The sequence below is a fragment of the Aeromicrobium sp. EU05-FHT14F07 genome, from assembly GCF_058790455.1.
On record NZ_JBYTCR010000001.1, the window covers coordinates 320333 to 339020 of the forward strand.

Genomic DNA, 18688 nt, shown 5'->3' on the forward strand with positions numbered 1-18688 from the left:
TGGCGCTCCTCCTATGCTCGCGGCCACGGCCCTGTGGTCGGTGTCACGACGCCGGCCCGACGGAAGGAACCAGCGTGACGCAGCTCGTCCAGCTCGAGGTGACCGACGGGGTCGCCCTCGTCCAGCTCATCCGCCCGCCCATGAACGCGCTCGACGCGCAGGTCCAGCGCGAGCTGGTCGAGGTGGCGCGGGAGGTGGACATGCGCGACGACGTCGCGGCGGTCGTGCTGCACGGCGGTCCGAAGGTGTTCGCCGCGGGCGCCGACGTCAAGGAGATGGCCGCGATGTCGTACCAGGAGATGGCGCGGCACGGCCACCTGCTGCAGGAGTTCACGCGCGCGGTCGCGGCCATCGGCAAGCCGACGGTCTCCGTGGTCACCGGCTTCGCCCTCGGCGGGGGCTGCGAGCTCGCCCTGTCCACCGACCTGCGGTTCGCGGCGGAGAACGCCAAGCTCGGACAGCCGGAGATCCTCCTCGGCATCATCCCCGGCGCCGGTGGCACCCAGCGGCTCGCGCGGCTCGTGGGTCCCTCGGTCGCGAAGGACCTCATCTTCACGGGGCGCTTCGTCGACGCGCAGGAGGCGCTGCGGATCGGTCTCGTCGACCGCGTGCTGCCCGCCGACGAGGTGCTCGACGCGGCCGTCGCCTGGGCGCGCGGCTTCGTCGGGGGACCTGCGCTCGCGCTGCGGGCCGCGAAGAGTGCGGTCGACCGCGGGCTGGAGACGGATCTGCAGACGGGCCTGGAGATCGAGCGGATCGAGTTCACGGGCCTGTTCGCAACGGACGACCGTCGTGCCGGCATGGACTCCTTCGTCGAGAACGGCCCCGGCAAGGCCACGTTCAGCGGGTCCTGACCGGTGTCCTACCGACGTGGGAGAGGCGCCACTACGGGTTCTGGGTCTCACGCCTCGACATCGCCACGGAACACCTGTGGCACCAGGGACGCATGGGGCATACTGTGCTGCGACGTGCCGCCGTGCTCGCGAGAAGGGTAGTCATGACCGACTCAGGTTCGAACCAGCCGCAGGAGCGTCGACGCGCCGATCCGTTGAAGGTGGCTGCCGACATGCTGGAGCAGTCTGGCGGTGAGAGCGAGGCTGCCGCGGACGACGCGCGCCGCGGTGCGCCCGACGACCGACGGGCCAAGCGAGCGGCCCAGCGTGCCGCGCGCCAGATGGCGGCCGAGAAGCGACGTGCCGAGCGCAACGCCGCCCGCGCCTTCAACGCCTCACGCCGCGGGCGTCGCGAGGGTGACGAGCCGGAGCCCGCGCTCAAGGCGGCCGAGGAGGCCATCGAGGCGCAGGAGCGTGCCGCCGCGCAGGCGAGCGAGCCCGAGCCGCAGCCGGTCGCGCCGCAGGAGCGGCCCGCGCCCGAGGCGGCCACGTCCGAGCCGACCGCCCCCGCTGCGGATCCCTCGGCCACCGCCGAGCAGCCGGCGGTCGAGACGACGCCGTCGCCCGACGCGCCCTCGACCGACGACGAGCACATCGACGCCGCGTTGTCCGAGACGACGCAGACGCTCCCCGCGGTCGAGGACTCCGACGACGAGCCGTCCCAGACCAGCGCCGACACGTCCTCCTCGGGTACGCGACGGTGGGCGCCCCCGACGGCCGCCTCCCTCGCCGAGCCCGAGTCCGACGCCGCGTCGGACGCTGATGCAGCCGCTGCGGAGCAGGCCGAGGTCGAGCGTGCGGCCGCGGAGCAGGCCGCTGCGGAGCAGGCCGAGGCTGAGCGTGTGGCCGCGGAGCAGGCCGAGGTCGAGCGTGCGGCTGCGGAGCAGGCCGAGGTCGAGCGTGCGGCTGCGGAGCAGGCGGAGGCTGAGCGTGCCGCTGCCGAGCAGGCGGAGGCTGAGCGTGCAGCCGCTGAGCAGGCGGAGGCTGAGCGTGCGGCTGCGGAGCAGGCGGAGGCTGAGCGTGCGGCTGCCGAGCAGGCGGAGGCCGAGCGTGCCGCTGCCGAGCAGGCGGAGGCTGAGCGTGCAGCCGCTGAGCAGGCGGAGGCTGAGCGTGCGGCCGCGGCGGAGGCGGAGCGTGCGGAGGCCGAGCAGGCCGACGCCGAGCCGAGCCCGGCCCAGGACGAGCCGTCCGAGCAGGAGCCGACGCCGACCGCCACGGTCCCGTCGGACGACGAGGCCGGCCAGGCCGAGGAGACCACCGTGACGTCCGAGCAGCCCGCGCAGGACGATCAGGCCGCACCGGCCCCCAGCACGTTCGCCGAGAAGCTCGCCGCGGCCAGCGCCGCCGCGCAGCAGCGCGTCAGCGCCGCCCGCGCCGAGGCCGCCCGTCTCATGGAGGAGGCCGCACGCGAGCGCGCCGAGGTCGCCGCCCGCATCCGCGCCGACGAGGCCGAGCAGCGGGAGGTGCTGCAGGGTCGCCTGCGAGCCGCCGAGCAGGCTGCGGAGGAGCGGGTGCGCGCCGCGCGTGCCGAGGCCGAGCGGGTCACGGTCGAGATCGAGCGCGAGCGGCAGGCCGCCGCCGCCAAGATCGAGCAGCTCCAGCAGGAGGCTGACGCTCGTGTCGAGGCAGCCCGTGCGGAGGCCGAGCGTGCCGCCCAGGAGCGTCTCGACGAGGCCAAGGCGGAGGCCGAGCGCCGTATCGCCGAGGCCGAGGAGGAGGCAGCACGGACCGCTGCGGAGCGTCTGGCCCAGGGCGAGCGCGACGCCGAGGACGCGGCGCAGCGGCGTCTCGCCGCTGCCGAGCAGGACGCGGAGCGCCGGATCAGCGAGGCGCGTGCCGAGGCCCAGAAGCTCGCCGAGGCCGCGCGCCAGGACCGCGAGGCAGCCCTGCAGCAGCTCGAGAAGGAGCGCGCCGAGGCGGAGGCCAAGCTGGAGCAGGTGCGCCTCGAGGCCGAGAAGGTCGTCGCCGACGCCGAGCGGACGTCCGCCGAGCACGTCGCGGTCGCCAAGGCCGAGGCCGAGAAGTACGCCCAGGAGGTCGCGGCGGAGCGGGTCGCGATCGCCGTGCGGCTCTCCGACGCGGAGCGCTCCGCCGACGAGCAGCTCGCCGCCGCCAAGGCGGAGGCGGAGCGGCTGGCCTCGGAGGCCGCCGAGCGGCACGAGCAGGCCGCGGCCGAGCTGGCGCGCGAGCGTGACGAGGCGCGGGCGCACGTCGAGCGGGTCACCGCGGAGGCGGCCGAGCTGGCGCGGCAGGCCGAGGACGAGCGCAACCAGGCCTCGGCGAAGCTGGCCGAGGCCGAGCGGGTCGCCGAGGAGCGGGTGCGGACGGCGCAGGCCGAGGCCGAGCGCGTGGCGGCCGAGGCTGCCGACGCGGCCCGGGCCGCAGCCGCGGCACGCGAGGAGGCCGCCCGTCGTCAGGCCGAGGAGGCCGAGCAGGCCCGGGTCGACGCAGAGCGGAAGCTGGCCGAGGCCGAGCAGCAGGCCGCGGCCCGCCTCGCCCAGGCCGAGACCGAGGCGCGAGCCGTGGGCGAACGGGCCGAGCAGGACGCCCAGCGCCGTATCGAGGAGGCGCGCGCCGAGGCCGACCGGGTCGTGCAGCGCGCCAAGCTGGACGCGCAGGAGCGGCTCACGCAGGCCGTCGCCGCGGCACGATCCGCAGCCGAGGAGAAGCTGGCCGAGGCCGAGGCCACCGCGATGCAGTGGGTGGCGGCCGCCGAGGCGGAGGCCGAGCGCGTCGCCCAGGCGCACATCGTCGCGGCGAACCAGTCGGCCAAGCAGGTGCCGAGCTTCGCGGAGCTCGAGCCACCAGCGGTGGGGGAGTTCGTCGAGGAGAGGCCGACGGCCGACGAGTCGTCGAGCCAGGCCGGTCCCGACGCCTCGGCGGGGGTGAGCGACGGACCCGGGGCAGCCGTCCCCCCGACCAAAAAAAGGGTCATCCGGCGATCCTGAGTACCTGACGGCCGGCGCCATCGTCGCCGGCCTCGACGCGCCGTCCGCGCAGGCGGACGACGAGCACGACGCGACGTCCGACGTACCAGCGACGTCGGGCGCCGCCGCACCGGCGGACACGCCCGGCGCCAGCCGCGCGTACGAGGACCTCGTGCCCGGCTCGCTCGCCTGGATCGCGGCGACCCACGGCGGCCCCCGTCCGGACCCCCTGGCGCGGGCCGAGGCTGCGCTCGACACCCCCGAGCGCCGACCCGAGGCCGAGCCCGCGCCCGGGTCGCGCGGAGCCAAGGCGGCCCGTCGCGACGCGGCGAGGCGCGAGCGTGCACAGCGGCGTGCCGAGGCGAAGGCGGAGAAGCAGCGTGCCCGCGAGGAGCGTGCGCGCGCCCGCCAGGAGGCTGCCGCCGAGCGGGAGCGCGAGCGCGTGTGGGCCGAGGAGGTCAAGCAGCTCGAGGCCGAGCAGTCGGCGGCCGACGCCGAGGAGCGCGAGCAGGAGCGCGCCGAGACCAGACGGCTCGCCGAGGAGGAGGCCCAGGCGAAGGCGCGGCGTCGCGCGGAGAGCAAGGCAGCGGCGAGGGCGGCACTGGCCACCCCGCCCGGCAGCCACCGTGCCGAGCCCTCCGCCGAGGAGCCGGCCGAGGACGCCGACACCTCCGGTCCCGTGACGCGCACCGCGGCCACGGCACCCGCGCCGTCGGAGGAGGACACCGCGCTGCTGGAGGCGGTCGGAGCCGCCGACGTCCCGGAGGCTCGGACGCCCGCGGGGGAGCCGGCCGACGCGGTCGAGACCCAGGTGGTGCCTGCGGTCGCCGCAGCACCTGACGCCCCGGAGTCGTCCGCGACGGACCACCGTGCGGAGGCCCTCGGCCCGGTCACGGACGCCACCACAGACACCGCCACGGACGGCGTGCCCGTCGACGCGGCACCGACCGACGGATCGTCCCGAGGGCGCCGCGCGGACCGGGTCGAGCGTCGCCGGGCGAAGGTGGCCGCCGCCGCCGTCGCGCGCCGCGACGACGCTGCCGCGGACGACGTCCCGGAGCCGCCGTCGGTCCCGCAGGAGGGTCCGTCCGCGGTCCGCCGGGGGATCGGTCTGGTCGGCGTCGTGCTGGGCGTCCTCGGGCTGGTCGCATCGGTCACGCTCGCGCTCGCGGCCCTGCTCGTGGCGTTCGGCTTCGACCCGTCCACCGGTGTGCTCCAGTCGGTCGCGACGGTCGCCGACCCGCTCACGCAACCCCTGCGCGGACTGGTCTCCTTCAGTGGCGAGAACGCCGCCGCCAAGGAGTCGTTCGTGGCGTACGGCGGGGGATCGGTGGTCTACCTGGCCATCGGCGTCCTCGCCCCGTCGCTGCTGCACCGGCCCGCCCGGTCCTGACCGCGACGCCTGCGACGGCAGGTGCGCGGGAGGTGTGACCTATACCATGGGTGACGCGCCTGGCCCCGGTATGTAACTCGCCGGTAACCTTTGGTGCAAGGCTGCCCTCACCTCGTGGAGCACCACGTGGGAAGGTGGACGTCCCCGACAGCGCGGCGTAGAACGCCGCGTCCCCGACCACAGGAGGGTCCTCGTGACCAACATCGTCGTCGCGGTGAAGTACGTGCCGGATGCCACGGCCGACCGCACCTTCGACTCGTCCGACAACACCGTCGACCGTGAGAACGTCGACGGACTGCTCTCCGAGCTCGACGAGTACGCCGTCGAGCAGGCGCTCAAGGTCGTCGAGGAGGGCGACGGTGAGGTCACCGTCCTGACCGTCGGCCCCGACGACGCCGCCGACGCCGTCCGCAAGGCCCTGCAGATGGGCGCCGACAAGGGCGTCCACGTCAACGACGACGCCATCGCCGGCTCCGACGCGTTCGCCACCTCGCTGGTGCTCGCGAAGGCCCTCGAGAAGCTCGAGTACGACTTCGTGTTCTTCGGCATGGCCTCCACCGACGGCGGCATGGGCGTCGTCCCGACGCTGGTCGCCGAGCGTCTCGGCCTGCCCGCGGTCACCCTCGGCGGCGAGATCACCGTCGACGGCGACAGCGTGACGATCAAGCGCGACGGCGACGTCGCCACGCAGGAGGTCCAGGGCTCGGGCAAGCTCGTCGTGAGCGTCACCGACCAGACCGGCGAGGCCCGCTACCCGTCCTTCAAGGGCATCATGGCCGCGAAGAAGAAGCCGGTCGAGGAGTGGGACCTGTCCGACCTCGGTGTCGACGCGTCCGAGGTCGGCCTCGACGCCGCCTGGACCAAGGTCGTCAGCACCGAGCCGCGGCCCCCGCGCACGGCTGGCGAGATCATCACCGACGAGGGCGACGGCGGCACGAAGCTCGTCGAGTTCCTCGCCTCCAAGAAGTTCGTCTGAGCAGGAGTAGAGAGATGTCCGAAGTCATCGTGCTCGTCGACGTCGTCGACGGCAACGCCACCAAGCCCAGCCTCGAGCTCCTCACGATCGCCCGCAAGATCGGCGAGCCGTCGGCCGTCGTCTTCGGCGCAGACGTCCCGGCCTCGCTGGCCGAGCACGGCGCCGAGAAGATCTACCAGCTCGACGACGCCGTCTACGGCGAGTACCTCGTCGGCCCCAAGGCCGAGGCGCTCACCAAGATCGTCACCGACGCCTCCGCCGCAGCGGTGCTCGTCCCCTCCACCACCGAGGGCAAGGAGATCGCCGCCCGCGTGGCGCTCAAGACCGAGTCGGGCCTGATCACCGACGCCGTCGACGTCTCGGTCGACGGCGACACCGTCACCACGACGCAGTCGGTGTTCGCCGGGAACTTCACCGTCGACGCCCAGGTCACGAAGGGCATCCCGGTCATCGCCGTGAAGCCGAACTCCGTGGCCCCCGAGGCCGCCTCCGGCGCCGGCACGGTCGAGGCCGTCTCGGTCGACGTCTCCGACGCCGCCAAGGGCGCCAAGATCGTCTCCACCAAGGAGAAGGCCGCGTCGGGCCGCCCCGAGCTGACCGAGGCCGCGATCGTGGTCTCCGGCGGTCGTGGCACCGGCGGCGACTTCTCCGAGGTCGAGGCCTTCGCCGACACCCTCGGTGCCGCCGTCGGCGCCTCGCGCGCCGCGGTCGACTCGGGCTGGTACCCGCACAGCTTCCAGGTCGGCCAGACCGGCAAGACGGTCTCGCCGCAGCTGTACGTCGCCAACGGCATCTCCGGTGCCATCCAGCACCGGGCCGGCATGCAGACCTCGAAGACCATCGTCGCCGTGAACAAGGACGAGGAGGCGCCGATCTTCGAGCTCGTCGACTTCGGTGTCGTGGGCGACCTCAAGACGGTCCTGCCGCAGGCCACCGAGGCCGCGAAGGCGCGCAAGGGCTGATCAGCACCCGCCTCACCACGAGGGCCCCGGACCGCTCGGTCCGGGGCCCTTCGTGCGTCCATGGCCCGTCGGGGCCACACATGATGGCCCATCCTGATCAGGTTGCAAGTTGGTGAAGTCCCCTCCGGGCCCTGTCGAAGGCCCGTCCGCCGGTGATAGCAATAGGGGCGCACGCGACTGCGTGCACCCATCTTCACAGGAGGAATCCATGCGTCTCTCCCGACGTACTCGCGTCGCGGGCGTAGCCCTGCTCGCCGCGGGCAGCCTCGTCCTGGCGGCCTGCGGCGGAGGCGGTGACGACTCCGGGTCCAGCGACTCGGTGATCACCAACTTCAGCACCGAGCCCCAGAACCCGCTCGTCCCCACGTCGACGAACGAGACCGGTGGCGGTCGTGCCATCGACCTGCTCTTCGCCGGTCTGGTCTCGTACCAGAAGGACGGCTCGAGCGTGAACGAGGTCGCGGAGTCGATCGAGTCCGACGACAACGTCACCTGGACCGTGAAGCTGAAGGACTGGAAGTTCTCCGACGGCACGCCGGTCACCGCGAAGTCGTTCGTCGACGCGTGGAACTACGGCGCGCTCAGCACCAACAAGCAGCTCGCCAGCTACTTCTTCTACCCGATCAAGGGCTTCGACGCCGTCCAGGCCGAGAAGCCGACGGCCAAGACGCTCGAGGGCCTCAAGGTCGTCGACGACAAGACCTTCACGATCGAGCTCAACCAGCCTGAGGCCGACTTCCCGGCGCGTCTGGGCTACTCGGCGTTCTACCCGCTGCCCGAGTCCGCGTTCGAGGACATCAAGGCCTACGGCGAGGACCCGATCGGCAACGGCCCGTACAAGATGGACGGCAAGGGTGCCTGGGAGCACGACGTCCAGATCAAGCTCGTCCCGAACGAGGAGTACGACGGCGTCCGCAAGCCCAAGAACGGCGGCGTCACGCTGAAGTTCTTCACCAACCCGGACACCGCATACACCGCCGTCCAGACCGGTGACCTCGACGTCCTCGACGCCGTGCCGCCGAGCGCGCTCTCGACCTTCCAGTCGGACAGCTCGGTCCAGGCCATCTCCGAGCCCGGCTCGGTCTTCGGCTCGGTCACCATCCCCGAGCGCCTGCCCGGCTTCGGCACCAACGACGAGGGCCGTCTGCGTCGTCAGGCGATCTCCAAGGCGATCAACCGCCCCGAGATCACCAAGAACATCTTCGACGACACCCGCACGCCGGCCGTGGACTTCTCCGCGCCGGTCATGCCCGGCTTCGACAAGGACATCCCGGGCAGCGACGTGCTGACCTTCGACGCCGACGAGGCCAAGAAGCTCTGGGCCCAGGCTGACGACATCGCCCCCTTCAAGGGTTCGTTCGTCATCGCCTACAACGGCGACGGCGCCGGCAACAAGGAGTGGGTCGACGCGATCGCCAACCAGCTCAAGAACAACCTCGGCATCGACGCCAAGGGCCAGGCCTACGCCACGTTCGACGAGCTGCGCGCCGACGTCACCAACCGCAGCATCAAGACCGCCTTCCGCACCGGTTGGCAGCCCGACTACCCGTCGATCTTCAACTACCTGGCCCCGCTCTACCAGACCGGTGCCGGCTCCAACGACGGCGACTACTCCTCCAAGGAGTTCGACGACCTGATGACGAAGATCGCCGGCGAGCCCGACGAGGACAAGCGCTACGAGCTGCAGTCGGAGGCCCAGGAGGTTCTGTTCAAGGACCTGCCGGCCATCCCGCTGTGGTACTCGAACGTGGCCGCCGCCGCCTCGAAGAACGTCGAGAACGTCGAGTTCAACTGGCAGAACCAGCCCGAGCTGCACCTCATCACCAAGAAGTAGCTCCGGCGCCCGCACGACCACCCGTGGGGCAACACCTCAGGTGTTGCCCCACAGGTGCGTCCGGGTCCTTCGGTGGTGCCTCCGCCCCCGGCGTATCGTCGGGGCGGGTCGCGGCACGGCCGCCCCCTTCAGACAAGGAGTCCTGCCCATGTGGTGGTACGTCGGTAAGCGTCTCCTCCAAGCGATCCCGGTGATCCTCGGAGCGACGCTGCTCATCTACGCGATGGTGTTCCTGCGACCAGGCGATCCCATCGTCGCGCTGTTCGGAGACAAGCCCGTGCCCGAGGGCACCTACCAGGCACTGCGAGAGCAGTACAACTTCGACAAGCCGTTCCTGGTGCAGTGGCTGCTGTTCCTCAAGGGCGCGGTGACGCTGGACTTCGGCACCGCGTTCAGCGGGCAGCCGGTGATCGACCTCGTCCAGCGTGCGTTCCCGGTCACGATCAAGCTCGCGTTCATGGCGCTGGTGATCGAGGCGGTGCTCGGCGTGGCCGCCGGCTTCTACGCCGGCATGCGCCGCGGCAAGCTGTTCGACTCCACGATGCTCGTGGTGTCGCTGCTCGTCATCGCCGTCCCCATCTTCGTCTTCGGCTTCGTGCTCCAGCTGCTCGTGGGCATCAAGCTCGGCGCGCTTCCGGCGCTGGTCAGTTCCCAGGCGACGTTCCGCGAGCTGCTGCTGCCGGCGATCGTGCTCGGACTCGTGTCGTTCGCGTACGTGCTGCGCCTGACCCGCACGTCGGTCATCGAGAACCTCACCGCCGACCACGTGCGCACGGCCCGCGCGAAGGGACTGCCCGACGGGCAGGTCAACCGCCGGCACGTGCTGCGCAACTCCCTCATCCCCGTCGTGACGTTCCTCGGCGCCGACCTGGGCGGCCTGATGGCCGGCGCGGTCGTGACCGAGGGCATCTTCAACGTCCCGGGTGTCGGCAACCTGGCCTTCCAGGCCGTCCGACGCGGCGAGACCCCGACCATCGTCTCGGTCGTCACCATCATGGTGCTCGTCTACGTGCTCACCAGCCTCGTCGTGGACCTGCTCTACGCCTGGCTCGACCCGAGGATCCGCTATGCCTGACGGCCGTCCCTCGAAGATCCGTCCCGGGCAGGAGCGCTACGTCGCCCGCCTCGAGGACACCCCGCTGCACGACGTCGGCGCCCTCGACACGACGGCACCGCCGGAGAGCCAGTGGAAGGAGGCGTGGAAGCAGCTGCGCAAGAACCCGCTGTTCTGGGTCTCGGCCGTGCTGCTCGTGTTCCTGGCAGTGGTCATCGCCGTGCCGGGCCTGTTCACGAGCAACGACCCCAGCTTCTGCCAGCCTGGCAAGAGCCTGGCGGTCTCCTCGCCCGGTCACCCACTCGGCTTCGACCGTCAGGGCTGCGACGTGTACTCGCGCGTCATCTACGGCGCCCGGGCCTCCGTCGCCGTCGGCGTCTTCACGACGCTGATCGTCGCGCTGCTCGGGCTGGTGACGGGTGCCGTGGCCGGCTTCTACGGCGGCTTCCTCGATGCTCTCATCTCCCGCATCGGCGACATCTTCTACGCGATCCCGCTGCTGCTGGCCGCGATCGTGCTGCTGTCCGCGCTCAACAACGTGTGGCCCAACCGCGGCTTCTGGGGCTCGGTCCTCGCGATCGTGCTGGCCCTGGGGCTGTTCGGCTGGCCCCAGGTGACCCGTATCGCCCGTGGTGCCGTCATCGAGACCAAGCAGCAGGAGTTCGTCGACGCCGCGCGTGCGCTCGGTGCCACGCCACGGCGCAACCTGCTCCGCCACGTGGTGCCGAACTCGCTCGCCCCGGTGATCGTCACGGCGACGGTCTCGCTCGGCGTCTTCATCGTCGCCGAGGCGACGCTGTCGTTCCTCGGCCTCGGGCTGCCGACCAGCATCGTGTCGTGGGGCAACGACATCGCCGCCTCCCAGAACCAGGTGCGTGCCGGGCAGCGTCTGGGCACCATGTTCTGGCCCGCCGGAGCGCTGGCGCTCACGGTGTTCAGCTTCATCCTCCTCGGCGACGCCGTGCGCGACGCCCTCGACCCGAAGGCGAAGAAGCGATGAGCCGCGACCTCAACCCTGACCAGCCGCTGCTGGAGGTCAAGGACCTCCACGTGGGCTTCGCGGCCGACAAGAAGACCGTGGTGCCCGCCGTCATCGGCGCGAACCTGTCCGTCTACCCCGGTCAGACCGTCGCGATCGTGGGCGAGTCCGGCTCGGGCAAGTCGACGACGGCGCACGCCATCATCGACCTGCTGCCCGGCACCGGACGGATCACCGGTGGCCAGATCCTCTTCGAGGGCCAGGACATCGCGCACGCCAGGAAGTCCGACATCATCGCCCTGCGCGGCTCGTCCATCGGCCTCGTGCCGCAGGACCCGATGTCGAACCTCAACCCGCTGTGGCGCGTCGGCACGCAGATCAAGGAGTCGCTCGAGGCCAACGGCGTCGCCAAGGGCAAGGCCGCCGACGCCCGCGTCGTCGAGCTGCTCGAGGAGGCCGGTCTGCCCGACGCCGAGCGTCGTGCTCAGCAGTACCCGCACGAGTTCTCCGGCGGCATGCGCCAGCGGGCGCTCATCGCCATGGGCCTCGCGGCGCGGCCGAAGCTGCTCATCGCCGACGAGCCGACGTCGGCGCTCGACGTGACGGTGCAGAAGCAGATCCTCGACCACCTCGACCGGCTCACCGACGAGCTGGGCTTCGCGGTCCTGCTCATCACCCACGACCTCGGCCTGGCGGCCGAGCGGGCCGACCACCTCGTGGTCATGTACCGCGGACAGGTCGTGGAGTCCGGGCCGGCGCTGGAGATCCTGCAGGACCCCCAGCACCCGTACAGCAAGCGGCTCGTCAGCTCGGCGCCGTCGCTCGCCTCGCAGCGGCTCTCGTCGGTGCAGGCGCGCGCCGAGGTCCGCGAGCAGGCCGTGCAGACGGCGGCCGAGATCGCGGCCGAGGTCGCGACGCACGACGACGAGCTGGGGGAGGGCCGCGGCACGATCGTCGAGGCCAAGGACCTCACCAAGGTCTTCAAGATCCGGGGCGGCCGGCCCGGCCAGTCGACCGACTTCACGGCGGTCGACCAGGTCTCGTTCCAGCTCGAGCGCGGCACCACCACCGCGATCGTCGGCGAGTCGGGGTCGGGCAAGTCGACCGTGGCCCGCATGGTCCTCGGCCTGCTCGATGCCACGAGTGGCAGCGTCGAGTTCGACGGCGTCGACATCACGACCCTGCGCAAGAAGGACCAGCAGCTCGCGCTGCGCCGCCAGATGCAGCCGGTGTTCCAGAATCCGTACGCCTCGCTGGACCCGATGTACTCCATCTACCGCTCGATCGAGGAGCCGCTGCGGCTGCACGGCGTCGGCACGGCCAAGGAGCGCGAGACCAAGATCCGCGACCTGCTCGACAAGGTGTCGCTGCCGGCGTCGGTCATGACGCGTTACCCGAACGAGCTGTCGGGCGGCCAGCGCCAGCGGGTGGCGATCGCCCGAGCCCTCGCGCTCGACCCGGAGGTCGTCATCTGCGACGAGGCCGTCTCGGCGCTCGACGTGCTGGTGCAGGCGCAGATCCTGACGCTGCTGAACGAGCTGCAGAGCGAGCTGGGCCTGTCCTACCTGTTCATCACCCACGACCTCGCGGTCGTGCGGCAGATCGCCGACAACGTGCTGGTGATGCAGAACGGCAAGGTCGTCGAGCAGTCGACCGTCTCCGAGGTGTTCGAGAACCCCCGCGAGGACTACACGCGCATGCTCCTCGACGCCATCCCGGGCGGGTCGATCCCGCTCGGCGTGGTGGAGGCCGGCGACGACGTCTGAGGCTCGCCCCGCGCCCGGCTGACCGGGCGCGGGGTGCGTCGATCCAGTTGACGCGTTCGAACATCTGTTCGATCATGGTGGGGTGTCCACCGCCCGTCCCGCCCTCGAGGTCGTCGCCGAGCTGCGACGTGAGGTCGAGCGGATGCAGGGCGCTCCCGCCCGCCAGTCGGTGCCCACGCACGCGGCCCTCGAGGGTCTGCTGAGCCTGGAGACCGGAGGGGTGTACGGCGTCGACTCGGCCAGCCTGGCCCTGCTGCTCATGGCCGGTCCCTCGGCGGCCGGCACGTGGTGCGCGGTGGTCGGCGCACCCGACCTGGGGGTCGAGGCCGCGGTCGCGATGGGCGTCGACCCGCACCGCACGGTGCTGGTGCCCGACCCGCAGGACCGCTGGCTGGAGGTCACGGCCGCGCTCGTCGACGTGGTGGGTCTCGTGGTCGTCCGACCGCCCGCGGCGGTCGGCGAGGGCGACGCGGCCCGCCTCGGGGCCCGGCTGCGCAAGCAGGGCTGCGTGCTCGTCCCGTGGGGTGACTGGCCGCGCTGCGACGCCCGGCTCACCCTCGAGACCGCCCGCTGGGCCGGTCCGGGTGCCGGCGACGGACACCTGCGCTCGCGGGAGGTCACGGTCGCGCTCCGCCGCGGCACCGCGCCACGCCGCACCCGGGACCTGCTGCTGCCCGCGGCCGACCTCACCGTGCAGCAGGCTCGCCCCGACGTCGCACCCGTGCGCCGGCGCGAGCCCGCGATCGTGCGGAGCGCCGGATGAGGACCCTCGTGGTGTGGTGCCCCGACTGGCCGGTGCGGGCCGCCCTGCCCGACCTGCCGCGCGACGAGCCCGGTGCTGTGCTCGAGGGCGGCCAGGTGCTGGCGTGCAACCACGCCGCGCGGGTCGAGGGCGTGCGGCGCGGCATGCGTCGTCGTGACGCCCAGGCGCGCTGCCCCGAGCTGCACCTGGCCGACCACCGTCCCGACGTCGAGGCGCGCTCGTTCGAGGAGGTGCTGCTCGGCGTCGAGGAGCTCAGCCCCGCGGTCACGCCGTTGCGTCCCGGGCTGTGCGCGCTGCCCGTGCCCGCCCGCTTCTACGGCGGGGAGGAGCAGGCGGCGGCCGTCGTCGCCGAGCGGGTCGTCTCGCTCGCGGTGTGGGACGTGCGGCTCGGCGTCGCCGACACCCTGTTCGCCGCGGAGCAGGCCGCCCGCCGGGCTGCCCCGCAGGACGTCCACGTCGTCGAGCCCGGCACCGACGCCGCCTTCCTGGCCCCGCTCCCGGTCGAGGTGCTCGAGTCGCCCGACGTGGTCAGCCTGCTGCGCCGCATGGGTCTGACCACCCTCGCGCACCTGGCGGCGCTGCGGCCCTCCGACGTCCACACCCGGTTCGGGGCGCACGGCGGCCTGCTGCACCGGCTCGCCTCGGGGCAGGACCCCCGGCTGCTCGCCCGCCGCGAGGTGCCGCCCGAGCTGAGCGGCGTCCTGGTCCTCGAGCCGCCCGTCTCCCGGGCCGAGACCGTCGCGTTCAGCCTGCGCTCGGTCGCCGAGCGGTTCGTCGCCCGCCTCGCCGAGCGCGGTGTCGTGTGCACCGCGCTCGGGATCGAGGTCGAGGTCGACGGCGTCGTCGCCTCCTCCCGACGCTGGGCGCACCCGCGCTGGTTCGGTGCCGTCGACGTCGTCGACCGGGTGCGCTGGCAGCTGCAGGGCACGGTGCTGCCCGGACCGGTCGGCGGCGTGCGGCTGGTGCCCGAGATGGTCGCGCCCGTGGGCGAGCACGCCCCGGTCCTGTTCGGGGCCGGCACCCTGGCTGCCGACGACGAGCGCGTCGAGCGGGGGATCGCCCGGGTGCAGGGTCTGGTCGGGCACGACGGGGTGCTCGCGGCCCAGGTCCAGGGTGGTCGGGCACCGGCTGCCCGCCGCCTGCTGACGACGTGGGGCGAGCAGGCGCAGCCGGCTCGGGCGGTCGGTGCCCCGTGGCCCGGGTCGGTGCCGCCGCCGGCGCCGGCCACCGTGTACGCCGCCCCGAGGCCGGCCCAGGTCGTCGGACCGGGCGACCGGGTGGTCGGCGTCGACGGCCGCGGGGCGATCAGCTGCGAGCCGGTGCGGTTCCGCGCCACGGGCGACGAGCACTGGCGTCCCGTCGCGTCGTGGGCCGGTCCCTGGCCCGTCGACGAGCTCTGGTGGGACGAGGCCGCCGCCCGTCGGGTGGCCCGCTTCCAGGTGGTCGGCGTCGACGGGACCGCCTGGCTCATGGTCGTCGAGAACGGCACCTGGTGGACCGAGGCCCGCTATGACTGAGCCCACCCACCCCCCTGAGTGTGACGTTTCCGGGGTGGAGACGCGTCGCCCACCCCGGAAACGTCACGCTCAGCGGGGGAGGGGGAGGCGCTGATGGGCTGGAACAACCCCGACGTCACCTGGCGCGAGCTCGAGGCGCGGCTCTCCGGACGTCCGGCGCACGCACTCCCGCAGGACCGGCGGGCCGACCGGCGCGGCCCGGTGCCCGGCACCGAGGACCTGGCACCCGACCCCGTCGACGGTCGCTTCCCCGACGGCGGGGACGGTCCCGCGTTCAGCCGCAAGCGCGCGCGCTACCGGGCTCCCGACGCCACGGACGACGGTGGCGGCCGGTGGCAGGACGGCGCGGACCAGGCGCCGACCGTCCCGTACGCCGAGCTGCACTGCCACAGCGACTTCAGCTTCCTCGACGGCGCCAGCGCACCCGAGGTCCTGGTCGAGCAGGCCGTCGCCCTCGGGCTGGAGGCGTTGGCCCTGACCGACCACGACGGCTTCTACGGCGTGGCCCGCTTCGCCGAGGCGGCGCAGGAGCTGGGGCTGCCGACGGTGTTCGGCGCGGAGCTGTCGCTCGGCCTCACGGCACCGCAGCAGGGGGTGCCCGACCCCGAGGGCAGCCACCTGCTCGTGCTCGCCCGCGGCGTGGAGGGCTACCACCGGCTGGCCTCCGCCATCACCGAGGCGCAGCTGGCCGGCGACGAGAAGGGGCGCCCGGTCTACGACCTCGAGCAGCTGGCCGAGCAGGGCCGCGGGCACTGGCACGTGCTCACCGGCTGCCGCAAGGGCTTCGTGCGCCAGGCGCTCGCCGCCGGCGGCCCGGCCGACGCGTCCCGTGCGCTGCGCCGTCTCGTCGACCTCTTCGGCGCCGACGCGGTCGACGTCGAGCTCACCCACCACGCCGGACCCACCGACTCCACCGTGAACGACGTGCTGGCGGGCCTGGCCGCCGAGCACCGCCTGCCCGTGGTGGCCACCGGCAACGTGCACGCGGCGACCCCGGGGCGCACCCGGCTGGCCCAGGCGATGGCGGCCGTCCGGGCCCGACGCAGCCTGGCCGACATGGACGGCTGGCTCGCGGCGTCGGGCCAGGCGTACCTGCGCTCGGGCGCGGAGATGCAGGCGCGGTTCGGTCGGTACCCCGGTGCGGTGGCGCGCTCGGTCGACGTCGCCCGGGCCGCGGCCTTCGACCTGCGGCGAGCGGCACCGCGACTGCCGCAGACCCAGGTGCCCGCCGGGTACACGCCGATGGAGTACCTGCGCGAGCTGGTGCGCCAGGGTGCCGACGAGCTCTACGCGCACGACCGTGACCGCGCCGAGGAGCGGCTGCAGCGTGAGCTGGCCGTCATCGAGGAGAAGGGCTTCTGCGGCTACTTCCTCATCGTCCACGACATCGTCGCCGAGGCCCGGCGTCGCAGGATCCTGTGCCAGGGTCGCGGCTCGGCCGCGAACTCCGCGGTCTGCTACGCGCTGCGCATCACCGCGGTCGACTCGATGCGCTACGACCTGCCGTTCGAGCGGTTCCTGGCCGCCACCCGCGACGAGGAGCCCGACATCGACGTCGACTTCGACGCCGACCGTCGGGAGGAGATCATCCAGTGGGTCTACGACCAGTTCGGCCGGCGCAACGCCGCCCAGGTGGCCAACGTGATCAGCTACCAGCCGCGGTCGGCCGTCCGCGACGTCGCCAAGGCGCTGGGCTACTCGGTGGGTCAGCAGGACGCGTGGAGCAAGGGCATCGAGTCGTGGCGGGCGATCGAGACGGCCGAGGACCACCCGTTGCCGCCGTTGGTGCGCCAGCTCGCCGAGCAGCTGCTGAAGACGCCTCGTCACCTGGGCATCCACTCCGGTGGCATGGTGCTCACCGAGCGACCGGTGGGCGAGGTGGTGCCGATCGAGCGGGCCCGCATGGACAGGCGCACGGTGCTGCAGTGGGACAAGGACGACTGCGCGTGGATGGGACTGGTCAAGTTCGACCTGCTCGGCCTCGGGATGCTCGGGGCGATCCAGCACACGTTCGACCTGCTGGCCGAGCACACGGGGGAGCGGTGGGACCTCGCGTCGATCCCCAAGGAGGAGCCGGGGGTCTTCGACATGCTGTGCCTGGCCGACTCCGTCGGCGTGTTCCAGGTCGAGAGCCGCGCCCAGATCGGCACCCTGCCGCGACTGCGACCGCGCTCCTACTACGACCTCGTCATCGAGATCGCGCTGATCCGGCCGGGTCCCATCCAGGGCGGGGCGGTGCACCCGTACATCCGTCGCCGGCTGGGCAAGGAGACGGTCGACTACATCCACCCGCTGCTGAAGCCGGTGCTGGAGCGCACGATGGGCGTGCCGTTGTTCCAGGAGCAGCTCATGCAGATCGCGATGACGGTGGGCGACTGCACGGGTGACGACGCGGACCTGCTGCGACGGGCGATGGGCTCCAAGCGGGGGACGGAGCGGATCGAGCGACTGCGCGAGACCCTGTACGCGGGGATGCAGCGGCACGGCATCACGGGGGAGACGGCCGACGGCATCTACGAACGGATCCAGGCGTTCGCGAACTTCGGGTTCGCCGAGAGCCATGCGCTGAGCTTCGGGCTGCTGGTGTACGCGAGCAGCTGGCTGAAGCTGCACGCCCCGGCGGCGTTCCTGGCGGCACTGCTGCGCTCGCAGCCGATGGGCTTCTACTCCCCGCAGTCGCTCACCGCCGACGCCCGTCGGCACGGGGTGGAGGTGCGGCGACCCTGCATCGCCCGGTCGCAGGTGCACGCCGACCTGGAGCTCCTCGTCCCGGGCCGGGGGGCCGGGGCACCGACGGGGCTCGCCACCTGCACGCACCGTGAGCAGCCCCCGACGGGCGACTTCGACGACACGCAGGCCCGCGACGTGCTGCAGGCCCGGCTGGCCGAGCACCGGCGCGACGGCCACCACGCGGTGCGGCTGGGGCTCACGGAGGTGCAGGGCATCGGACAGGCCGACGCCGAGCGCGTCGTGGCGGCCCGGGCGGAGCGTGCGTTCACCGACATGGCCGACGTGGTGCGCCGCACGGGGCTGTCGGTGGCGCAGATGGAGGCCCTGGCCACGGCAGGGGCGTTCGACGTGTTCGGCCTCAGCAGACGCCAGGCGCTGTGGAACGCGGGCTACACCGACGCGCCCGACCTGCTGGAGGGCACGGCCGTGCAGGCGCCGCCGCCGATGCTGCCGGGCATGAGCGACGTCGAGCTGACCACGGCCGACCTGTGGGCCACGCGCATCTCGCCCACCGACCACCCGTTCGTGCACCTGCGTCCCCTGCTGGTGCGCGAGGAGGTCCGTGCGGTGCAGGAGTGCGCGTCGCTCGGCACGGGTCGGCGGATCCGGGTGGCCGGGCTCATCACCCACAAGCAGCGTCCGTACACGGCGTCGGGCGTCACGTTCCTCAACCTGGAGGACGAGACGGGCATGCTCAACGTGGTGGTGTTCGCCGACGTCTGGGCCCAGCACCGTCGGGTGCTGCAGAACGCGGCCGGCGTGGTCGTGCGGGGGATCGTCGAGAACGTCGAGGGTGCGACGAACCTGCGGGCGGAGCGGATCGAGCGGATCGAGTCGTTGTACCCCGAGACGGCGGCGGCCATCGGTCGGCACCGCTCGCGCGACTTCCGGTGA

Annotated in this window: 12 protein-coding genes; all 12 read left to right on the forward strand. The window is 72.8% G+C overall.

The features are described from left to right. Positions 1-74 precede the first annotated feature (74 nt). Positions 75-854 (forward strand): enoyl-CoA hydratase/isomerase family protein, encoded by a 780-nt coding sequence (locus AC3WRM_RS01660; protein WP_492246674.1) that lies wholly within the window; start codon positions 75-77, stop codon positions 852-854. 143 nt (positions 855-997) lie between these two features. Next, positions 998-3841 (forward strand): coiled-coil domain-containing protein, encoded by a 2844-nt coding sequence (locus tag AC3WRM_RS01665; protein WP_492246673.1) that lies wholly within the window; start codon positions 998-1000, stop codon positions 3839-3841. Positions 3842-3992: 151 nt separating this feature from the next. Further along, a complete protein-coding gene (locus tag AC3WRM_RS01670) occupies positions 3993-5213 on the forward strand; it encodes a hypothetical protein (protein ID WP_492246672.1) in 1221 nt (406 codons plus the stop codon). Positions 5214-5406: 193 nt separating this feature from the next. Continuing rightward, on the forward strand, positions 5407-6189 hold the full coding sequence (locus tag AC3WRM_RS01675) for an electron transfer flavoprotein subunit beta/FixA family protein (RefSeq protein WP_492246671.1): 783 nt from the start codon (positions 5407-5409) through the stop codon (positions 6187-6189). Positions 6190-6203: 14 nt separating this feature from the next. Beyond that, positions 6204-7151 (forward strand): electron transfer flavoprotein subunit alpha/FixB family protein, encoded by a 948-nt coding sequence (locus AC3WRM_RS01680; protein ID WP_492246670.1) that lies wholly within the window; start codon positions 6204-6206, stop codon positions 7149-7151. A 208-nt stretch (positions 7152-7359) separates the two neighbouring features. Next, on the forward strand, positions 7360-8985 hold the full coding sequence (locus tag AC3WRM_RS01685) for a peptide ABC transporter substrate-binding protein (RefSeq protein ID WP_492246669.1): 1626 nt from the start codon (positions 7360-7362) through the stop codon (positions 8983-8985). Positions 8986-9133: 148 nt separating this feature from the next. Further along, entirely contained in the window at positions 9134-10060 is a 927-nt protein-coding gene (locus AC3WRM_RS01690) for an ABC transporter permease (RefSeq protein WP_492246668.1), read from the forward strand. Beyond that, positions 10053-11039 carry an ABC transporter permease gene (locus tag AC3WRM_RS01695; RefSeq protein WP_492246667.1) on the forward strand — a complete coding sequence of 329 codons (987 nt, stop codon included), beginning with the start codon at positions 10053-10055 and terminating at the stop codon, positions 11037-11039. Before AC3WRM_RS01690 ends, AC3WRM_RS01695 begins: the two co-directional genes overlap by 8 nt. Further along, positions 11036-12784 (forward strand): dipeptide ABC transporter ATP-binding protein, encoded by a 1749-nt coding sequence (locus AC3WRM_RS01700; protein WP_492246666.1) that lies wholly within the window; start codon positions 11036-11038, stop codon positions 12782-12784. The genes AC3WRM_RS01695 and AC3WRM_RS01700 overlap by 4 nt, the downstream gene beginning before the upstream one ends. 82 nt (positions 12785-12866) lie before the next feature. Further along, entirely contained in the window at positions 12867-13547 is a 681-nt protein-coding gene (gene imuA' / locus AC3WRM_RS01705; RefSeq protein WP_492246665.1) for a DnaE2-dependent mutagenesis accessory factor ImuA', read from the forward strand. Further along, positions 13544-15064, forward strand: a complete 1521-nt coding sequence (locus AC3WRM_RS01710; protein ID WP_492246664.1) for a DNA polymerase Y family protein — start codon at positions 13544-13546, stop codon at positions 15062-15064. The genes imuA' and AC3WRM_RS01710 overlap by 4 nt, the downstream gene beginning before the upstream one ends. A 93-nt stretch (positions 15065-15157) precedes the next feature. Next, positions 15158-18688, forward strand: a complete 3531-nt coding sequence (locus AC3WRM_RS01715; protein WP_492246663.1) for an error-prone DNA polymerase — start codon at positions 15158-15160, stop codon at positions 18686-18688.